The 20,339-nt window shown below is 60.4% G+C and carries 14 protein-coding genes; all 14 read right to left on the reverse strand.

Features of this window, described 5'->3' with window-relative positions; all coding sequences use genetic code 11:
- On the reverse strand, positions 1-1,167 hold the full coding sequence (gene pseC / locus MO767_RS06370; protein ID WP_282479836.1) for a UDP-4-amino-4,6-dideoxy-N-acetyl-beta-L-altrosamine transaminase: 1,167 nt from the start codon (positions 1,165-1,167) through the stop codon (positions 1-3).
- Complete coding sequence (gene pseB, locus MO767_RS06375; protein WP_282479837.1) at positions 1,164-2,165, reverse strand: UDP-N-acetylglucosamine 4,6-dehydratase (inverting); 1,002 nt, start codon at positions 2,163-2,165, stop codon at positions 1,164-1,166. Before pseB ends, pseC begins: the two co-directional genes overlap by 4 nt.
- A 30-nt stretch (positions 2,166-2,195) precedes the next feature.
- Positions 2,196-5,129 carry a TIGR00180 family glycosyltransferase gene (locus tag MO767_RS06380; protein ID WP_282479838.1) on the reverse strand — a complete coding sequence of 978 codons (2,934 nt, stop codon included), beginning with the start codon at positions 5,127-5,129 and terminating at the stop codon, positions 2,196-2,198.
- Between the two features lie 52 nt (positions 5,130-5,181).
- Entirely contained in the window at positions 5,182-5,919 is a 738-nt protein-coding gene (locus tag MO767_RS06385; RefSeq protein ID WP_282479839.1) for a cephalosporin hydroxylase family protein, read from the reverse strand.
- A 17-nt stretch (positions 5,920-5,936) separates the two neighbouring features.
- Positions 5,937-7,007 (reverse strand): class I SAM-dependent methyltransferase, encoded by a 1,071-nt coding sequence (locus MO767_RS06390; protein WP_282479840.1) that lies wholly within the window; start codon positions 7,005-7,007, stop codon positions 5,937-5,939.
- Complete coding sequence (locus MO767_RS06395) at positions 6,997-7,854, reverse strand: NAD(P)-dependent oxidoreductase (RefSeq protein WP_282479841.1); 858 nt, start codon at positions 7,852-7,854, stop codon at positions 6,997-6,999. Before MO767_RS06395 ends, MO767_RS06390 begins: the two co-directional genes overlap by 11 nt.
- Positions 7,851-9,077 (reverse strand): class I SAM-dependent methyltransferase, encoded by a 1,227-nt coding sequence (locus tag MO767_RS06400; protein ID WP_282479842.1) that lies wholly within the window; start codon positions 9,075-9,077, stop codon positions 7,851-7,853. The genes MO767_RS06395 and MO767_RS06400 overlap by 4 nt, the downstream gene beginning before the upstream one ends.
- Positions 9,074-9,634 carry a dTDP-4-dehydrorhamnose 3,5-epimerase gene (gene rfbC / locus MO767_RS06405; RefSeq protein ID WP_282479843.1) on the reverse strand — a complete coding sequence of 187 codons (561 nt, stop codon included), beginning with the start codon at positions 9,632-9,634 and terminating at the stop codon, positions 9,074-9,076. Before rfbC ends, MO767_RS06400 begins: the two co-directional genes overlap by 4 nt.
- Positions 9,631-10,713, reverse strand: coding sequence for a CDP-glucose 4,6-dehydratase (gene rfbG / locus MO767_RS06410; protein ID WP_282479844.1), 1,083 nt, complete (start codon positions 10,711-10,713; stop codon positions 9,631-9,633). The genes rfbC and rfbG overlap by 4 nt, the downstream gene beginning before the upstream one ends.
- Positions 10,695-11,468 carry a glucose-1-phosphate cytidylyltransferase gene (rfbF, locus tag MO767_RS06415; protein WP_282479845.1) on the reverse strand — a complete coding sequence of 258 codons (774 nt, stop codon included), beginning with the start codon at positions 11,466-11,468 and terminating at the stop codon, positions 10,695-10,697. The genes rfbG and rfbF overlap by 19 nt, the downstream gene beginning before the upstream one ends.
- Positions 11,469-11,695: 227 nt before the next feature.
- Positions 11,696-15,268 carry a glycosyltransferase gene (locus MO767_RS06420; RefSeq protein ID WP_282479846.1) on the reverse strand — a complete coding sequence of 1,191 codons (3,573 nt, stop codon included), beginning with the start codon at positions 15,266-15,268 and terminating at the stop codon, positions 11,696-11,698.
- A 95-nt stretch (positions 15,269-15,363) separates the two neighbouring features.
- Positions 15,364-16,929, reverse strand: a complete 1,566-nt coding sequence (locus tag MO767_RS06425) for a flagellar hook-associated protein 3 (RefSeq protein WP_282479847.1) — start codon at positions 16,927-16,929, stop codon at positions 15,364-15,366.
- 13 nt (positions 16,930-16,942) lie between these two features.
- Entirely contained in the window at positions 16,943-19,009 is a 2,067-nt protein-coding gene (gene flgK / locus MO767_RS06430) for a flagellar hook-associated protein FlgK (protein ID WP_282479848.1), read from the reverse strand.
- A 23-nt stretch (positions 19,010-19,032) separates the two neighbouring features.
- The gene (gene flgJ / locus MO767_RS06435) at positions 19,033-20,334 is read right to left on the reverse strand and encodes a flagellar assembly peptidoglycan hydrolase FlgJ (protein WP_282479849.1); all 1,302 of its coding nucleotides are present in this window, start codon (positions 20,332-20,334) and stop codon (positions 19,033-19,035) included.
- Positions 20,335-20,339 lie beyond the last annotated feature (5 nt).

The raw sequence follows: 20,339 nt of genomic DNA on the forward strand, positions 1-20,339 counted from the left end.
TCACTCCTCCTCAAGAACCAACCGACGCAGTTGCTCGACCACGAAGTCCTGCTGTTCATCGCTCAGCAAAGGAAACATCGGCAGGCTGATGGCCTCGGCGTAATAACGCTCGGCCTGCGGGAAGTCTCCCTCGGCAAACCCCAGATCACGATAGTACGGCTGCAAATGCAGCGGAATATAGTGCAGGTTCACCCCGATCCCGGCTGCCCGCAACCCTTCGAACACCTGCCGATGGCTGAGATTGATCCGATCCGTCTGCAACCGCACCACGTACAGATGCCACGCCGACTCGGCGTCTGGTTGCGCGCTGGGCAAGGTCAACGGCAGGTACGCCAACAATCGGTCATAACGCACCGCCAGCTCACGACGGCGCGCGATGAAGTCATCGAGCTTATTCAGCTGTGACAGTCCGAGGGCCGCTTGCATATCAGTGATCCGGTAGTTGAAGCCCAATTCCACTTGCTGGTAGTACCAGGGACCGTGACTGGGTTCGGTCATCTGCTGCGGATCGCGGGTCATGCCGTGGCTGCGCAAGCGCTGCAAGCGCTCGGCCAGTTCCGGGCGGTTAGTCAGGACCATGCCGCCCTCGGCGCTGGTGATGATCTTCACCGGGTGAAAACTGAACACCGTCATCGCCGCAAATTCGCCGCAGCCCACCGGACGCCCGGCATAGGATGCGCCGACGGCGTGGGACGCATCCTCGATCACCGTAAAGCCATAGCGTTCGGCCAACCCGGCGATCATGCGCATGTCGCAGCTTTGACCCGAAAACGCCACGGCCACCAGAACCTTCGGCAGCGTGCCGTCGCGCTCGGCAGCTTCGAGCTTCGCCGCCAGGGTGCAGGCGTCGAGGTTCCAGGTCAGCGGATCGATATCCACAAAGTCGACGTCAGCGCCGCAGTAACGGCCGCAGTTGGCCGAGGCCAGAAAAGTGTTCGGCGTCGTCCACAAGCGATCACCCGGACCGAGCCCTGCCGCCAGACAGGCAATGTGCAGCGCCGCCGTGGCATTGCACACCGCCACCGCGAAGTCGGCCTGACAACGCTCGGCCATGGCCTGTTCGAAGCGTTCAATGGTCGGCCCTTGTGTCAGCCAGTCGGACTGCAACACGGCGACCACCGCATCAATGTCTGCCTGATCGAGGCTCTGCCGACCGTAGGGAATCATGCCGACAGCTTCGCGTGCAGATCAGCAATCTGGCCGACCGACAGGTAGTGCGGATTGGTGTCGGAACGGTACTCGAAGTCTTCACTGACCGGCCGGCCCTGTTCGCCCAGGTTGTCGACGGCAAAATCCACGTCGACGCTGGTGAAGCGGATCGATGGCTGAATCGTGTAGTGATCATCGAACTCCAGGGTCATGCGCGCGTCGTCCAGCGGCACCATCAGCTCATGGAGTTTTTCTCCCGGACGAATGCCGACGTTCTTGTGCGGCAAATGTTCAGCCATGCCCAACGCCAGATCGACAATACGAATCGACGGGATCTTCGGCACAAACACTTCACCCCCGTGCATGCGCGCAAAGCTGTCGAGCACAAACTGCACGCCGTGATCGAGGGTGATCCAGAAACGGGTCATGCGCTCATCGGTGATCGGTAACTCTGGCGCACCCTCGGCAATCAGCTTGCTGAAAAAAGGCACCACCGACCCCCGAGAGCCAGCCACGTTGCCGTAGCGAACCACCGAAAAACGCGTGTTCTGATCCCCGGCAATGTTGTTCGCTGCGACGAACAATTTGTCCGACAGCAGCTTGGTCGCGCCGTACAGGTTGATCGGGCTGGCGGCCTTGTCGGTGGACAGCGCGACGACTTTTTTCACACCGTTGTCGATGGCCGCGGCGATGATGTTTTCCGCGCCGTTGACGTTGGTGCGGATGCATTCGGTCGGGTTGTACTCCGCCGCCGGCACTTGTTTCAGTGCCGCAGCATGCACCACGTAATCGATACCACGCATGGCCTGACGCAAACGCTCGGCATCACGCACATCGCCGAGGAAGTAACGCATGCACGGTGCGTTGAACGTCTGCTGCATCTCGTACTGTTTGAGCTCATCGCGCGAGAACACCACCACACGCTTGGGCTGATATTGCTCCAGCAGCCGGCGGATGAAATTGCGCCCGAACGAGCCGGTGCCGCCAGAGATGAAAATCGATTTACCGTTAAACATGCCGTGAGTCCTTTTACCTGTCAGCCAGGCTTATGCGAGCAACTGCGCCCAGTTGACACTGGAAGCGTCGCCAAGAGTAAAGCCCTTGCCGGTCAGGGCCAGGTTCTGGTTGTAGGACGAATCCTGCGCGAATCGCGCCTTCCACTTGTCCTGCAGAGCCGCGCGGGCCTGGGGTGACTCAGACAACACACCCGGGTGCAATAGCTGTGCCTGAGGCGTCCAGACAATGAGATAGCCGGCATCGGCGACTTTCAGACACAGGTCGACATCGCCAAAGGCGTCATCGAAATGCTCCTCATCCAGGCCACCGACCGCTTCATACACGTCCTTGCGAATCATCAGGCACGCACCGGACACCGCCGAATAGTTCTGCTCCACCTGGTGGCCATTCATGTAACCCCTGGCGTCTTTACGCTCACCGATAAACGCCGAGCCAAGAGCGCCATTCAAACCAAGGATCAATCCGGCTTGAGTCGTGACACCACGGATGTCCATCAGCTTGGCCCCGACGATTCCGACTTCCGGACGCTGGGCCTGATTGACCAGACTTTCAAGCCAGTTGGCGTTGACCACCTCGGATTCGGTCGACAGCAGTACCAGGTAGTCACCCTTGGCCTCGGCGCACGCGAAGTTGTTCAGTGCCGATGCGCTCAAGCGCTCGGCGCTGCGCAGTACGCGAATGCGATCACCCTTGCCTTCCAGGCTGCTCAACCAGGTTGCCAATTCCTGGGACTGGCTATGGTTGTCGGCGATCAGCACTTCGTGACGCTGATAGCGAGTGCGTTGCAGCACACTGACCAGCGCACGTTGCAGTGCCTCAAGGTTGTCCTGACTCTGGAGAATGATCGACACCAGCGGCCGCTCGGCGTGCTGATAGTCGATCTGGTAGGTCAGCGGCAGTGCCGAACTGACCTGAGCGCGATAACCCCGCGCCGCCAGAGATCGGGTCAACGCCTGTTGTTCCTCTGCGTTGGCTTCCTCCACCGGGGCATTGCAAATCAGCAAAGGCTCGGCCAGATGCGCCAGACCCGCCAGGCCACCTTCTTCGATCAGACGCAGCAACAGATCGAATTCCAGCGCCTGGGTGTACTGGGCCGAGAAACCGCGAGCCTGGGCCAGCACGTCACGGCGGATCAACCAGTGACGCGCCATCAGCGATGGCACGCTTTGCAGCAGATCGAGGTTGACCCCCGGCCGGAATACATCGCTCAGGGCGCCATCGGCCTTGCGCTGAAGTTCATCCATGGCCACCGCGCGACAGCCCTCGGCACCTTGTAACTCGAGGCTGGCACGCAGCAGACCGCTGGCAGTGAACTGATCACCGGCCTCGGCCAGCAACAGCCAGTCGGCAGTGGACTGGGCGACGATCTGGTTGATGCGCTCGACGTAATTGGTTGCGGTGACTTTGACGAAGTGCACGGTGTCGCGCACGGTGGTGGTCGCCGGTAAATCGCCGGTGGTGAACACCACCACGTTGAACGCCTTGCAGTGGCCACCGACAAGGCTGTCGAAGGTCGCCTGCAACTTGAACATGTCTGCATCCAGATCCAGCAACAGAATGCCGAACTGCGGACCACCGTTGTGTTTGGCCAAATGCGCAGCGATCGTCTTAAGTTGCGCGGTATCCGGGTTGCGCGCCTCGAGCCAGTTCAGCAACCGGCCGGACGGCATGTTCTCGAACAGCCGACGGTCTTGCTGACCCGGCAGGGTGTTCAGTCGTTCGGCCCAGGCTTGCAGCTTGAGGCCCTCTTCCGGCTCTTCGCTGTCCTTCAACGACTCCGCCAGGCGCTTGACCACGGCACGGTTGAATACGTTCAGGCTCAGGGCTTCCCACAAGCGGCTACGCACTGTGCGATCGGTGTCATTGGGGTGAATGCGCATCAACTCATGCTGCTTGAGCAGGATGCCTTCCAGTTCCTTAAGTTGCAGGCGGCCGGCGGGCATGGCGTGCAGCAGGAATTCGAATTCGGTCAGCAGGTCGAACACCGGTTTGTTGTAGAACGGCATTTCAACGAACTGCTGTGGGCCGAAGCTACGAATCGGCTCTTCCCCCGCCTCAAGCCAGGCCGAGCGGATGATCATCGTGCCCTTGAGCGAGCGACCTTCAAGCAGGCAATCGGCCATGGCCGTAAAGCTGTCGAGGGCAATCTGTTTGGCCTGGGCCGGGCCCTTGGCGCTGAGTGGTGTCGGAATAGAGGCCAGGAACTCGGCAAAGTGCTCGCGCTCGGCCACGCTTTTCGCATCCTTGAATGTCAGCACCGTCAACACGTTAGTGTTGTGGTCCGAGGCACCGTAGTTTATTTCCCGTACGGCGAACGGAATTGGCAGAATCCGCGCCTTGGCGCAGGCCAACAGATAGAAGGTATGGCCGATTTCCTGCCATTCGAAACCGGTGTCCGGTAGCAGCAGGCTGTACCACTGCTGCAGCAGATCGGTACGGGTCACCGCATAAAACGGCGGCAGGAAGTTGTCCATGAAGCGCACGACCCGATCTTCGGCCAGATCCGAGTTGAAATCCTCGTGGACCTTGCGGTCGCGGCGATAGTAGTTCACCTCGGTAGCCCGGGACAGGTACATGATCCCGTAGCCATGGCACAGGCCATAGTCAGGGTTGGCTTCAAGAAACTCTACTGATTCGGTGAGTGCGCGGTGCAGCAGGAAGTCGTCATCGGCGGCGAACACCATGTACGGCGTGGTGACCTGATTGACGCCGTAGGTGAGCTTTTCCTGCAACCCCTTGTAGGTGTATTGCGGCAAGTGACGATAGTCGACCGACGGGAAGTCCCGGGCCATGTTTTCATCACCCTCTACGGACGAATCCAGAACCAGAATCGTGCAGGGATAGCTGCTGTAATACTGCAAGGTGCGCCGCAGGAACGCGTTCCGGTTGTGGGAAATTACCACCACGGTGAACCGCTCGTTCAGCGGTACAACGTCGTTTTGAGCACTGTTTTGAACCTGCATCTTTCTATCCCCACAACCGGCTAATCGCCTGGAACCTGAAACTGTTTTTTGATTAACGAACGCGACGCAGATAACCGTCCGGCGCCACGGTGATCAGCAGCTTGTTTTGCATCTGCTGGTCAATTTCAAAGTCCTTGTTTTCTTCCAGGTACTTCCATACGGCAGTCTTCGGGTTGTCACCCGGGCCCCATGGACGATCCGGAAAGAAGTCGGCCGGCATGTCTTCGACCACGGTGTCCATCACCACGCAGTAGCTATCCACCGATACCAGTGGCGCGTACAGGCGCAGTTCTTCAAGCACGTGGTCGTGAGTGTGGTTGGAATCCAGCACCAGAATGACTTTCTTGTCTTCGGCAGCGGCACGCACTTGCGCGGCGATCGCAGGATCGATGCTCGAGCCCTCGATCATCGAGATACGCTTGCTCATCGGGTGGCTCTCGATGGCCTCGCGGTTGTGCGAGCGAATGTCGAGGTCGATGCCCAGCACTTCGCCGTGGCCTTGCAGCTCCAGCAGCGATGCGTAGTAGATGATCGAACCGCCATGGGCAATACCGCATTCGATCACCAGGTCCGGTTTAACCTGCCAGATGATTTCCTGCATCGCCATCATGTCTTGCGGCAACTGAATGATCGGACGGCCCATCCACGAGAAGTGGTAGCTGTATTTGTGCTTGGCCGATTCGTTGAAGAAATCCCGGGCCAGGCCGGTGAGTTTCTGGTCGTCACCTTGCTGGGCGATCTGTTCCCGGCATTCGGTTTCGAAGGCTTTGTTGATGCTGTTGTCGGTCATTTGAAAATTCTCAATGGTCAGTGGAACGAAGCGCTGTCGACGGCGTGATAGACGTAGCGTCCACCGGTCATCCGCTTGATTTCTTCGAGGTAGTTGGAGTTCATCACAAACAGATGGGCGCCTTCGGGCAGGGCATCCATGGCCTCTTGTGGAGAGGACACCTGCACGCCGCTCAGCGGCAGATAACGGCCCTGCTTGGCCGGATTGATATCCACCACACGATCCACCGCCACACCGGCCCGTTGCAGAAACAGCGAATAGATCACGCCTTTGGACGACGCGCCCCAGATCGCCGAACCTTGTTCGGGTGCGGCCTGAATGATCTGAACGGCGCGGTCGAGGCTGGCGGTGAAACCTTCGGGCAGGTCCAGGCGCGGTACCGGTTGCTCCGGGGTCAGACGCAAGGTCGAAAGGTCCGCAACGATGTACAGGTACTGGCCACCGAACAGGTGACCGGCCTCATGCACGGTGCCGAACATCCGGCGCAGGTCATCGAGGCGGAAGTAATTGACGTGCTCGTAGAACAGGTCGAACCAGGCGCGGTGCTCGAGAATCCAGTCGAAGCACGGCACTTCGATGTAGATCTGCCCGCCCTGATTGGCCTCGGCCATCTCGGCAAGAAAGCTCACCGGATCCTGAATGTGTTCGAGCACATGACGCAGCACGATGGCATCCGCCGCCAGACCCAGCCCGCGCGTGAACGGGGCCTTGATCACGTCGGCGTTGTCGCCTTCGTAGGCCGGGTCGATGCCGGTGATGGCATAACCCTGACCTTTCAGGAGTTCGAGAAAGTAGCCTTTGCCGCAACCGACTTCGATCAGTTCCTGACCCTTGAAGTGCCGGGCAATGATCCCTTCGACATCGCTCAGGTGCTTCTGGAACTGGCCCGAATGCGCCTGCTCGTTCTGGTAATCGGCGTCGTAGCTGAGCATGTCGGCATCGAAGGCCTGGTTGAAGATCAACCCGCTCTGCTCATCCTGTACCAACACCAGGTCGGCAGAGGCCGAAGCCCTGGCCGATTGTGGGTCGGCGAATGTGCGATTCTGCAACACCGGCAGGTCGGCGACCCGATACAACTCATGCCTCATGCTCTGCTCCCAGTAGCTGTTGCAAGCGGTCCGCCACGCCCCAGAACGCCATCGGTTCATGGGTCGGGTATGGATAGTGGCCTAGGTTCAAACTGATCGATGCGCCACGTTCACGCAGCCGCTGCTCGACCAGTGCTCTGACCGATATCGGCTGGCCACTGGAACAATTGATCACGCCATTGAAGTCCCGCTGTTGCAGGATCGCCGCGAGATAACCGGCGGCAGTCTCGATGGCCAGGTAATCGCGCAATTGCTCACCGGCCGACATGTTGAAACGTTCGTCGCCGGCATTGATCGCCCGGTCCAGCGCCGCCAGTAAACTGTTCGGGTTTTGCCCCTCGCCGTACAGGTAAAACAGCCGCGTCCATTGCAAAGTGAATGGCTGCACGCGCTGCAAGTTTTCGAGGAACAGACGGAGGGTGTTTTTGGCCAATCCATAAGGATTGCTCGGCTGCGGCGCGGTCTGCTCGCTGAGCGGTCCACTCTGCATGCCGTATTCGAAACACGTCCCGGTGACCAGCACCTGCGCCACGCCCGCCTCTACCGCGCCCCTGATGAACCGGTAGTCAGCCATCAGGTTGTGCTCGAAGTGGAACAGCGCCTGATAATTCGGTAACCCTGGCCAAGCGAGATGTGCCAAGCCATCGACGCCATCGGTCAGCGCGGCGAAGTCAAGATCGGCAGCATGAATATCCGCAGCCACGAACTCCACGGCGTTGATCCACGGTAGTTGCGCAGCGGTCTCGGCGTTGCGCGCCACCGCCCGGACCTCACAGCCTCGGGCGAGCAAGGTAGCGACCAGATGCCGGCCGACAAACCCGGTGGCGCCGGTCACGAGTACTTTCACAGGACGGTCAACTCGGGCACGGCGATCACGAATCGGCCATCCCACTGACGCACCTGGGCCAGTTGCTGGCTGACTTCGTGCAGCAGGTTCCACGGCAGTACCAGCACGTAATCCGGTTTCTCAATGTCGATCTGCGTCGGCGAAACGATCGGGATGCGACTGCCCGGCAGGTACTTGCCCTGCTTGTGCGGGTTGGCATCGGCGACCCAGGCCAGCAGGTCCGGTTTGACTCCGGCGTAATTGAGCAAGGTATTGCCCTTGGCGGCAGCGCCGTACCCGACCACACGCTTGCCGTCGGCTTTCGCCCGCAACAGGAAGCGCAGCAGTTCGTGCTTGATGCGTTCGGCGGCGGGCGCCAGGGTTGCGTAGTACTCGGGGGTTTTCACACCGGCATCGAGCTCGGCTTGCAGTTGCTGTTGAACCGCTGCCTGGACTTCGCGGCGCACACCGTCGACGCGCTGAACGAACACGCGCAGCGAACCACCGTGGGTCGATAGCTGACTGACATCGAACACTTCCAGACCGTTGCGCTCGCACAGCGTCTGCACGGCAGTCAGGGACAGGTAGGAATAGTGCTCGTGATACAGCGTGTCGAATTGCTGTCCGGCCATCAGCGTCAGCAATTGCGGAAACTCGAACGTCGCCACGCCCGTCGGCTTGAGCAAGGTCGCGAAACCACCAAGGAAATCATTGATGTCCGGCACGTGGGCCAGCACGTTGTTGGCCGCCATCAGGTCGGCTGCCCAGCCTTCATTTGTCAGCTGCAACGCGGTGTCGCGGCCGAAGAACAGCTCGCGGATCTCCAGGCCTTTTTCCCGTGCCGCTTGCGCGGTGCTGCGGGTCGGCTCGACACCCAGGCAAGGGATGCTGCGCCCGGCCACGTACTGCAACAGGTAACCGTCGTTGGCGGCGATTTCCACCACACGGCTGTCAGCCGTCAGATCGAAACGCTCGACCATCTCGCCCACATAACGCTCGGCATGGGCCAGCCAGGTGCTGGAAAACGAACTGAAGTAGGCGTACTCGGCGTCGAACAGGCTGTCGGCGCTGGTGTAATCCTCGGTCTGCACCAGCCAGCACTGCTGACACACCGCAACCTTCAGCGGCACCCATTGCTCGGATTGTTCCAGCTGATCGGCGCGCACGTAGGCATTGGACGGCGGCGAAGTACCCAGATCAATCAGCGGCAAAGCCAGCGGAGTTCCGCAACCACGGCAGTTCATACACGCACTCCAGCGAAGTGTTCATCGAGCGCGGGATGGCTGGAATCCCTGGCCGACAGATTATTGACAGGCAACGGCCAGGCAATCGCCAGCCGTGGATCGTTCACCGACAAACCGCCCTCATGCGCAGGCGTGTAATCAGCGCTGTGCAGGTAAAGCAATTCGGCGTCATCGGTGAGGGTCTGGAAACCATGGGCAAAACCGGCCGGGATCAACAGGCTGCAGCCATCACCGGCGCGCAGGTGTTCGGCGTGCCAGTGCAGGAAGGTCTCGGAGTCAGGGCGCAAATCCACCGCCACATCCCAGACTTCACCGCGCAAGCAGGTGATCAGCTTGGCTTCCGGGGCGCTGGCGTTCTGATAATGCAGACCGCGCACACTGCCCCGTTCACGGGTGCAGGAATGGTTGATCTGGCGGACATGAAACGGCTGGCCGAAGGCGCTGAGGCTGCCTTCGCAGAACAGCCGTGCGAAGTGCCCGCGCTCATCTTCGAAGCGTTTGTGCTGCACGCTGAACAGTCCGGCCAGCGGCAATGACTTCAACAGAAACTCGCTCACAGCGCGCCTCGGTACAGGTTCAACTGGCCCAATGTAATGGCGCGCATGTCGTCGCCGTTTTGCCACGCCAGGTGCCAATCGAGGGTATGGGTCAGGCATTGCTGCAACGACCAGCGCGGTTGCCAGGCCAACCGTTGACGGGCGCGGCTGCTGTCCAGACGCAGCAGACCGGCTTCGTGCAGATCACTCGGTTCGATGCGCAAGCCGCGTGCTTGTGGCCAGCGGTTGGCGAGCAGTTCGACCACTTCGCCGACGCTGCACATGTCGGCTTCGCTCGGGCCGAAGTTCCAGGCGCCGGCAAACTCGGGACCTTTTTCATAGAGGCCGGCGGCCAATTGCAGATAACCGGCCAATGGCTCCAGGGCGTGCTGCCACGGGCGTACGGCTTGCGGGTAACGCAGGGTCACCGGCTCATCCGCCGACCAGGCCTTGAGCACATCAGGGATCAAGCGTTCCGGCGCGAAGTCACCACCGCCCAGCACGTTGCCGGCCCGGGCAGTGGCCAGCGCCAGACCGTGTTCGGCATAGCGCTCGGCCGGGAAGAACGAAGCGGCGTAGGACTGGGCCAGCAACTCGCAGCAGGCCTTGCTGCTGCTGTAAGGATCATGTCCGCCGAGGGCTTCGTCTTCGCGGTACGGCCACAGCCATTCCTTGTTGGCGTAGACCTTGTCGGTGGTCACCAACACGCAGGCGCGCACGCCACCGACCTGACGGATCGCTTCGAGCAGATTGAGCGTGCCCATGACGTTGCTGGAGTAGGTGCCGAGCGGATCGCGATAGCCTTCGCGCACCAGCGGCTGGGCCGCCAGGTGCAGGACGATTTCCGGCTGCGCTTCGGTGATCAGTTCCAGCAAGGCGCCGAGGTCACGCAGGTCGCCGCGCTGATCGTTGATGCCCTCGTGCACCCGGGCCAGCTCGAAGAGGCTCGGTTCGGTCGATGGATCAAGCGAAAATCCGCTGACCTCGGCACCGAGGCTTTGCAGCCACAGGGTCAGCCAACTGCCTTTGAAACCGGTATGGCCGGTCAGCAGAACGCGTTTGCCGCGCCAGAATTCGGTACTCAGCCCCATTGCTTCCATGGGGCCTCCCCGCTCTGCCACAGCGCTTCGAGGTAGTTCTTGTCGCGCAGAGTGTCCATCGGGTGCCAGAAGCCTTCGTGCTCGAAGGCCTTCAATTGTTCGTCCTGGGCCAGACGGGCCAATGGCTCGGCTTCCCAGGTGGTGTCATCACCGCCGATGTACGAGAGCACTTTCGGTGAAAGCACAAAGAAACCGCCATTGATCCAGCCACCATCACCACGAGGCTTCTCGGTGAAACCGAGCACCTGATCGCCGTGACGCTCCAGGGCGCCGTAACGGCCCGGCGGTTGTACCGCGGTGACGGTCGCCAGACGACCGTGGGCGGTGTGGTAGTCCACCAGTTGACGGATATTGATATCGGAGACGCCGTCGCCGTAGGTAAAGCAGAAGGCCTCTTCATCCTTGAGGTAACGGCCGGCGCGCAGCAAGCGGCCACCGGTCATGGTTTCCTCGCCGGTGTCGATGAGGGTGACGCTCCACGGCTCGCTGTAGTTCTGGTGCACGTCCATGCGGTTGTTGCGCATGTCGAAGGTGACGTCGGAAGTGTGCAGGAAGTAGTTGGCGAAGAAGTCCTTGATCGCGTAGCCCTTGTAGCCAAGGCAGATCACGAAGTCATGAATCCCGTGGGCCGAGTACTGTTTCATGATGTGCCAAAGAATTGGCTTGCCGCCGATCTCGATCATCGGCTTGGGCTTGAGGTGCGACTCTTCGCTGATCCGCGTACCGAGACCACCTGCCAGAATTACTGCCTTCATCACTGTCCTCTTGCTCTTCGCGCGGCCCTTACCCCACAGGGGTAGGCGAACCGTCAGATGCACATCATTTGCCCGCAACCAGTGGCCGTTCACGCTCTTGGGGTGAAGGTTTTATGGCGATATACAGGTGACTTGCAGGAAGTGAGCCAATTGCACAGGACATAAAAAACGTCCGGACGCGGGCTGCGTTCGGACGTTTTCTTGAAGGTTGATGGCCAGCGACGGAGTCAGTCCGGCAGCCAGCCCCACAACCAGTGGTTGAGGTTATCGCCACGCAGCATGAAATCACGATGTACCGCTTCTCGTAGTTCATCGCCCATGCGGTAGCTCGCATCCGGATCGGCCAAGTGCATGCGGATCGCTTGCAGCCATTCGTCCGTGCTGTTGCTGTAGACCTTGGTGCACGGCAAGTGGCCGCGATAGGCCTCGGTGTCGGTGCAGATCACTGGATAACCGCAAGCACCGTACTCCAGCAACCGCAGATTGCTTTTGCAATCGTTGAAGATGTGGAACTCCAGCGGCGCCAGCGCCAGGTCGAGGTTCAGGCTCGCCAGTTTGAACGGATAGCTCTGCAAGCCAATGGTGGAGTGGAACTCGTGGACGTACGGCCGCAACCCTTCCGGACACATGCCGAAGAATACCCACTCGACTTCGTTCGCCAACTCTCGCACTACCTCAGCAATGATCTCCAGATCACCGGAGTGGCTGGTGCCACCACCCCAGCCAACGCGCGGTTTGCTGGAGGTTCGACGGCGGCTGGTCAGCGTCGCCCAAGGGTGCGGCGATAGCATGTTCGGCACCACGCGAATTTCGCTGTGCATGCTCGACAAGGCATCGGCCAATGGCTGAGTCGTCACCACCACCCGATCACACAGGGCAATGCCGTCGCGCAGCATCTGTTCGGTGTTGAGCGGCTTGTTGCGGGCGTGGGTATTTTTCTTCGGTGCGCTGACGATGTAGTCGTCGAGTTCGAAGATCCGCAGGGCGCTGGAATATTTTTTTATCCGCAGAATGTCGCCGGCGGCGCCTTCGCTGTAACGCCCCTGCAGAACAATGGTGTCCGGCGACAAACGCTCGATCTCCACGGTCGACGGCGACTCGTAAGCCACTCGCGCGATCACTCGCCCGGCCGCTTCGAGCTCCGCCAGCGGCGCGGTCACCCGGTAGTGGCCGACCGCACTGCTGTTGACCGGCAGACCGAGGATCAATGGCAATGCGCGGCTGCAGAACGGATTCCAGTTATTGCGCAGCGAAGGTTCCAGGCTGAAACTGGAAACCCCAAGGCTCAGCGCCGGGCTGTAGGCCGGATCCTTGGCGATCTTCGGCAGCCATTTGCGATAAAAGGTTTCTTGTTCAAGCTCGCGCACAGCCAACGTCGAAGGCTGCACCGGCGACTCGTCTTCCGGGGCCAGCACCACACTGGAATACGGCGTCCAGACCACCAGGTAACCGTCCTTGTTCGCTCGCAGGCACAAGTCGACATCGCTGAGGCCCTGAGTAAACGTCACCTCATCGAGTTCGCCCAGACTATCGAAAACCTCCTTGCGCACCATCAGGCAATCGTCGCGAACCGCACTCCAGTTCTGGGTCACATGCAAACGCTGCATGTAACCGCGACAGTTGGAGACCTCACCGGCAAATGGCGAACCGACCGGCCCGGCCAATCCGAGAATCAACCCGGCGCTGACGATCGAGCCCTGAGGAGTGAGAAGTCGGGCACCCACCACCCCCACTTCGGGACGCTGGGCATGGTTGAGCAATTCGTCCAGCCAGTCGCTATCGCAAATCACCGCCTGAGGACTGAGCAGCAGCAAGTACTCGCCGCGCGCCAGGCTCGCGGCGAAGTTGCGGATCGCCGCGTCGTTGGCGTCACCCGCGTAACGCAGCACCCGCAACATGGCAACGCCCAGTTGCGCCATCGCGGCCAGCCAATCGAGCATCGCCGCATCGTCAGTGCCGCTATCAACGATCAGGATTTCGTACTGGGTGTAAGCGGTGCGCTCGATCAAACCTTCGATGCAACGCTGCAATGCGAACAGCGAATCACCTGTCTGGATGATGATCGACACCAGCGGACGCGCGCCATGCCGATAGTCGATGCGGTTGATCAGCGGCAGCTCTTCGTGCCGGATAGCGTGTGCCACACCGATACGATCCAAGTGCGCGCCGACCATCACGGCGTTGCGCTCGATCACTTCGGGTAACGACAACCATTCGGCGAAGGTCTGGCCGGACTCCACCTGGATTTCGGCAATGTGTTCAATGGTCTGCGGCCCGGCCTCTTCCACCAGTTGCCACAACAGATCATGGGGCGCCAACTCACCGTGAGCCGAATCAAAACCGCCCAACGCCATGAAGCGCTGACGCTCAAAGGCCAGGGTTCGCCCGACGTAGGGATAAGCGCGCATCAGGTCGAGGTTGAAATCGGGTTTGAACACCGGGTCGATCGACTCTCCATCGAGCAGTGCACCCTCGTCGCTGTAGGCACAGAGGATGCCCGCAACACCTGCTATGCGTTCTGCCAGAACCAGCAGAGCGGACTCACGCAAGGTGTCGCCGGCCCGCAACAGATAAAACCAGTGGGCCCCCTCCAGTTGCGGCACCACAGCGTTGAGCTGTTGCACCCAATCTGCCTGGAAAGGCAACTGCACGACGCGATCGTCGGCTGCGCAGAACGCATCGGACAGCACCACCACCGCCTGGGGGGCGTAGAGCTGAGCACTGATGCTCTGCAGCGTCGTATTCAGCGCAGCACTGTCAGCGTCGCTGTCGATCACGATCGGCACGATCTGCGGGCGCAAGGCCCAGCTGTCGATACGCTTCGGCATATGCTGCTTCTCGACATCCGAGAACCGGCGGATCGCCAGCCACTCGCGATAGAAGTCGGCGTAACTTTCGCTTTCCCCGCCCACCCGACCGTCAATCACGGTATTGCGGTTACCCAGAATTCGCACGACGCACAACTCTTCCCAGGCATGGGGCTGGTCAGTGATTCTGGCCAGTTCGATATAGCGTACCCAGCCCGACGCCGGCGCCGATTCACCGCTGCGCGCCGCCAGCATCTGTGCCAGCCAGCTCCACTCGACTGCCGCTGCCGCGACCATCTCCGGGGTCTTGCTCAGGCGTTCCGGATACAGTCGCTCGGTACTCAGTACCGTGCTGAGCGACACCAGATTACCGCGACGCATCAGGCACACGAACAGGGCGAAATCGAGCATGGCGACGAAACCGGCGCCTTCCTGAATCAGCGTCGGCAACAACTCCAACACATCGGCGCGGCGCATCAGGGTCGAACTGAAGTTACCGAGGAAATTCTTGGGCGTGCCCTCGAAGATCGCCAACATATCGTCGCCCTTGAGCAACGCATCGTTAGGCGCGAAGCGGCAGTTGCCTACCCGTGGCGGCAGCAGAAAATTGCCGGCGTCATTAAACATGCGCAGGGCAACCACCAGATTGACATTGGCATGGTCGATCAACACCTGAGCCTGCAAGGCAATACTCGGCGCAAACAGACGGTCGTCGTCGCACAGCACTTTGATGAACTCGCCCTGGGCTTCTTCTACGCAACGCAGCACGTTTTTTTGCAAGCCCAAACGGTGTGGATTACGCAGGTAGCGAATCGGGTGCGCCGGCTCGGCAAAGCTGTCAACGATGTCGCGAATCTCGTCGCTGGAGGAGTCGTCGCAGATGACGATCTCGATCTGCTCGTAGGTCTGGGCGAGCGCACTTTCCAGCGCCTGGCTGAAAAAGCGCGGGTTGAAGGCAGGGATAACGATACTGACGAGGGGGCGTTGATTCACGACGGGAAACTCTCGAGCGGCGGGCCTCCCCCCTTTCAGGCAGAGGCCACGGAACCGCTTAGGAAAAGACGGTTGGCAGCTCGACAGGCACTGACTCAGACCTTGTTGAACAAGCCCAACTGAGCAATCTTGCTGAAGGCCAGTTGTGAAGCCTGCAACATGGTTTGTTGCAAGGTCAGACGGGTCATCACTTCAGCCGGATCGGAATCACGAATCGACGATTGAGTCTGGGCATTGGCCAGGGTCAGGCTCTGGTTGGTATCGCTCTGGGTGGCCAGGGCTTGGCCACGACCACCCACCGAACTCAACGCGCTGGACAATTGGTCAGTGCCGCTGGCCAGGTTACCGAGGCCCGCTGCCAGGGATGCTTGCAGCTGCTGGACTGCCACCGGGTTACCGTTGGTGGGTGTATTCAACGCCGTTTTCAACTGGTTCACGGTATCCAGAATGTTCTGGGTTCCGTGCGTGTTGACCGCCACACTGAACTGATCGTCAGCACCCGGCGTACCGCTCAGGGTGAAACTCACACCCGATGCAGTGGCGACGCTGCCAACCATGGTGCCGCTGGACACTGGCTTGCTGTCAGCCGTCAAAGGCGCTGCGTACAGGTCAAAAGCGGTAGCGCTGGTGAACTTCACGATGGCCGAACCACTCGGGAAACTGGCGTGATAATCGGCCGCGTTGGTGATGCTGCTGCCGGTCACCTGCGCCGCCGACGGGTTGCCAGGACTGCGGGTCGCGGTGAACGTATCAGGCTTGGCCGCCAGTGTGAAGGTGTGACCTGGCAGCACGGTACCCGGCACATCACCGGTTTGCAGATTGAGGTTCAGTGTCAGCTCTACACCGCGAAAACTCACGGCCTGCCCGATTTTGCTGGCTGGATCGAATGCGCCGCCCTGGCTGGCTTCAGAGGTCACATCGTTGCCGGCCGAGTCGGTGATCTTCAACTGGGTGCCGCTGACAAAATCCACGGTATACGGCTCGCCGCTGCGGAATTTGCTGTTGTAGGAGACGTCCGACGAAACCTGGCCGTCGCTCAACACTACGCGATTGTCGTTCACCGCTGGCGCCGTCATGGTGACCTGGCTACGGCTCGTGTTAATCGCCTGCTGGAACGCATCCCATCCAGTGCTGTTGGTCGCCATCGACATGGTGTCGCCGATTGCCAGGTCCAGTGTGACCTGGTCGCCGTTGTAGCTGTAAGTGCCGTCGTTGTTGCGCGAGAACGGCGCGGTATCGCCCTTCGAGCCGGCGAAAATGTACTTGCCGTTCTCATCCTTGGTATTCATCAGACTCAGCAGTTGCTCTTCAATCTGACCCAACTCCGAAGCCGTGGCCTGGCGATCGGCGTCGGTGTACCCGGCATTGCCGGCACTGACAGCCAATTCCTTGGCGCGGGTCAGCACGTTGTTGATGCTGGTCATCACCGCCTCGGTCGTACCCAGGGTCGCCTTGAGGGTGTTGGTGTTGGTCGCATACTGATCAAGCATCGAAGCCTGCTGCCCCAACTGCAGCAAGCGCGAAGCGCCGACCGGATCATCGGCGGCCGTGTTCACGCGAACCAGGCTGCTGGCCTCTTCGCTGCTCTTGACCACATTCGCAAAGTTCTTCTGATAGTTCGCAGCCGAGGACTCGTAAAACTGGGCGGTAGAAATGCGCATGAGCTACGACTCCTTAAATGCTGTTGATCAGTGTGCTGAAGATTTCCTGCGCAGCCTTGATGATCTGCGAAGAGGCGGTGTAGTACTGCTGATACTTGACCAGGTTGCCGGTTTCCTCATCGAGGTCGACACCCGAAAGCGAGTCACGCGCACCTTTGGCGTTCGCCAGGATGGCTTCGGTCGCGGCGCTGTCGAGCTTGCCCTGGGCGGCCTTGGAGCCAACACCTTCGACCAGTTTGCCGTAGGCGTCGCTCAGGGAAATGCCTTTGCTGGCGGAGGCGGTGTCCACGGTCTGTGCGGTCTGCAAACCGGCCAGCGTTGTACCGTTACGGTTGTCCAGGCTGCCCGGTTGGCTGAGCGAGACGTTAATTGCCGCGCCGTTGCTCGGGGCACCGGCGAAGGTCATGCTGAAGGTCGCGGTGTACTGAGTGGCAGGCGCAGGCGGGATCGGCGCCCCCGTGGCATCCTTGAGCGGAATGCTCAGGTTCAGGGTGTTGCTCTCACCTGGCTTGATGGTGCCGCTGCTGATCAACCCGCCCTTGGCATCCAGGAACTGGTAGGTCTGGCTGGTGCCGTCGGCGGACACCGCACCAAATACCACCTTGGTCGGCGTGGAGTTTTTCAGGCCGTTCTGCATCGCGGTGGTGGTCGCCGCGTCGTAGATATCGAACTGGGTGGTCAGGGTTGGTTGACCGCTCGCCGGGATCGTCAGGGTGCCGCTGCCACTGCCGCTCGCTGCAATAGCCGCACCCAACGGTGCCGCGATGGCCAGACGTTTGGAGTCGGTCATCTCGGTCTTGATGTTGGTGGCCGCGTTACGGGTCGGGGTGATCTTGAAGGTATCGCCAGCGGCGGCAGTGCCACCGCCGAGCGTCATCGAGAAACCGTCGATCACCGGCGGTGGCGTGGTCAGCGTGCTGAAGCTGCCCATAGACGAATTGTCTGGCAGGCGCTGCACGGTGTAGTCGGTGGCGCTGGTAAACGTGACCTTGTAATCGTTGATGGTCAGCTTGCCGGTGTCTTCGATGCTCACATCGAAGTTGCCCGAACCGACACTGTTGCCGGTGGAAGCGATGCTGCGCTGAGCCATCTGCGCGGCACTGTTGATGCTGTTGAACAGGTTCGAACCGAAGTCGCCGTTCTTGTCGATGCCCTGAGCCTGGATGCTGTTCATCTGATCGGCGACGACCAGAGCGACGCGACCGAGTTCGTTCATGGCCGGGTCGAGCACGGTGCTGCGATAGCGCAGCAAACCGCCGATTTCGCCACCGGTCATGATCGACGTGATATCGATGGTGCTCGAACCACGATTGAGTTGCAGCGCCAAGCGGTTCGGGTCGTCTTTGCCCGGCACGACTTCGAGTTTGTTGACGGTGTTGCCCATGACCAGCGGCTGGCCGCTGCCCAGATAGATATCGACGTTACCTTCACGCTCGACGATCTGCGCGCCGGTAAAGGTCGAAAGCTGGCGTACGGTCTCGTTACGGGCGTCGAGCAGCTCGTTCGGCATGCCGCCAGAGCTGGAAATCTCGGTAATCTTCTGGTTCAACTGCGCCACGGTGGCAGCCAGTTTGTTGACCTGATCGGCCATGTTCGTCAGGTTGCCATTGATGTTTGCGTTCTGCGCGTTCAATTGGCTGGACACTGAATTGAAACGGTTGCTCAAGGCCTGGGCATCGCTGAGCAGCAGCTGGCGTGAAGCGTCGTCACCCGGCTTGGCGTTGACGTTCTGCACCGAGGCGAAGAACTTGGTCAGTGCGCCGTTCAGGCCAGTGCCACTGTCCGACAGCAGTTTGTCCAGCGGCGTGACCTGACCCAGGTACGCGGCCGAATCGCTGTTGAGCGACGTGGTGGTCTGCAGTTGGGCATCAAGGTAGCTGTTGTACACCCGACGTACATCAGCCAGGGTCGTGCCGGTACCGATGTAGACATTGCCGAACTGCTGCGAGGCTTTGGTGCCCTGCACGGTCTGCTGACGCGAGTAGCCCGCGGTATCGACGTTGGCGATGTTGTTACCCGTCGTCATCAACGACGATTGGCTGGCTGACAGCCCCGACATCCCGATGTTGAGCAAACTCATGGTTCAGACCTTATAGCTAATGCCTATAGAGGCGTGGTGGTAGCGCCCGCCGCAGCGTAGTTCTGGTAACTCGTCATCTGCTTGGCTATCTGCGAAATCTTGCTTGCGTAGTCCGGGTCGGTTGCGTAACCGGCCTTTTGCAACTCGCGCACAAACTGTTCTGGGTTATCGGCCGACTTCACAACATCTTGATAGCGATTGTTGGTTTGCAGCAGCGTCACAAGGTCATGGAAGCTGTCCTTGTAAGAGTCATAGGAACGGAACTGAGCCGTCTCCTTGACCATCTCGCCGTTCCTGAATTCGCTGGTGATCGCCCGCGCCGAATCGCCTTTCCAATTGCTGCCGGCCTTGATGCCGAACAGGTTATGGCTGCTGCTGCCATCCTGAGCACGCATGACCGATTTGCCCCAACCGGTTTCCAGGGCGGCCTGTGCCACCAGGTAACGCGGATCGACGCCAATGCGTTCGGCGGCCTCTTTGGCCATCGGCAGCATGGTGTTGACGAATTCGTCGGCGGAACTGAACGCTTTCTTCGCCGGTGCCAGGGGTATTTGAGCCATGGCACGGCCATAAACCTGCAGGCGCCCGCTGGATGTCGGATCCGTTTGCGAAGCCAGCCAATCGCCGTTGTACAGGGGACCGGCACCGGTCTTGGTGCTCTGCGGCATTTGGATGTTGTTCTGCGCCGTCGTGGCGGTCGCAGCAGTGGTCGATGCCGACGGCACCAACCCTGCGAGCAAGCGGTCGGCCAGTTTCGGCGGTAGCGCCAGACGCCGCTGATTGATCAGCGCCATGTCATTGCGATGAGAGCCCTCGCCCGCGCTGGCTGGCGATTTGACCGAGCGCGAAGCCCACAACGGACGCTCGCCATTGAGGCGCGACAACGGCCCGTTGGTGGCGACCGTACCGGCGGCAATCGGTGTTTCCACGGCGGCTTTCGCGGCAGCTTGCTTGGCGGCTGACGCGGCAGCGGCCTCGCCCGGGGCCAGCGGTTTGTTCTTCGACATCTGACGCATCAGCACGTCAGCCAGACCAATACCACCCCCCTCACGGGACATGGAAACGGCCAACTGCTGGTCGTACATTTCCTGATATTGCTTGGCGGCCGGCGTGTTGAGCGGATTGTCCTGGCCCAGCGTTTCAGTGGCCGAGCGCATGGACTTGAGCATTTCACCGAGGAACAGCGACTCGAATTCCTGCGCAACCTTGCGCATGTTCGCGTCACTGTCCTTGTCGCCGACCTTGAGCTGATTCAAGCGATTGAGGTCCGAATAGGAACCCGAATCGTTGCTGCTGACCCCCAATCCACCCTTGCGCATATCCATGGTCG

Source organism: Pseudomonas sp. UYIF39 (assembly GCF_029963765.1).
In the GTDB taxonomy this organism is placed as follows: Bacteria; Pseudomonadota; Gammaproteobacteria; order Pseudomonadales; family Pseudomonadaceae; genus Aquipseudomonas.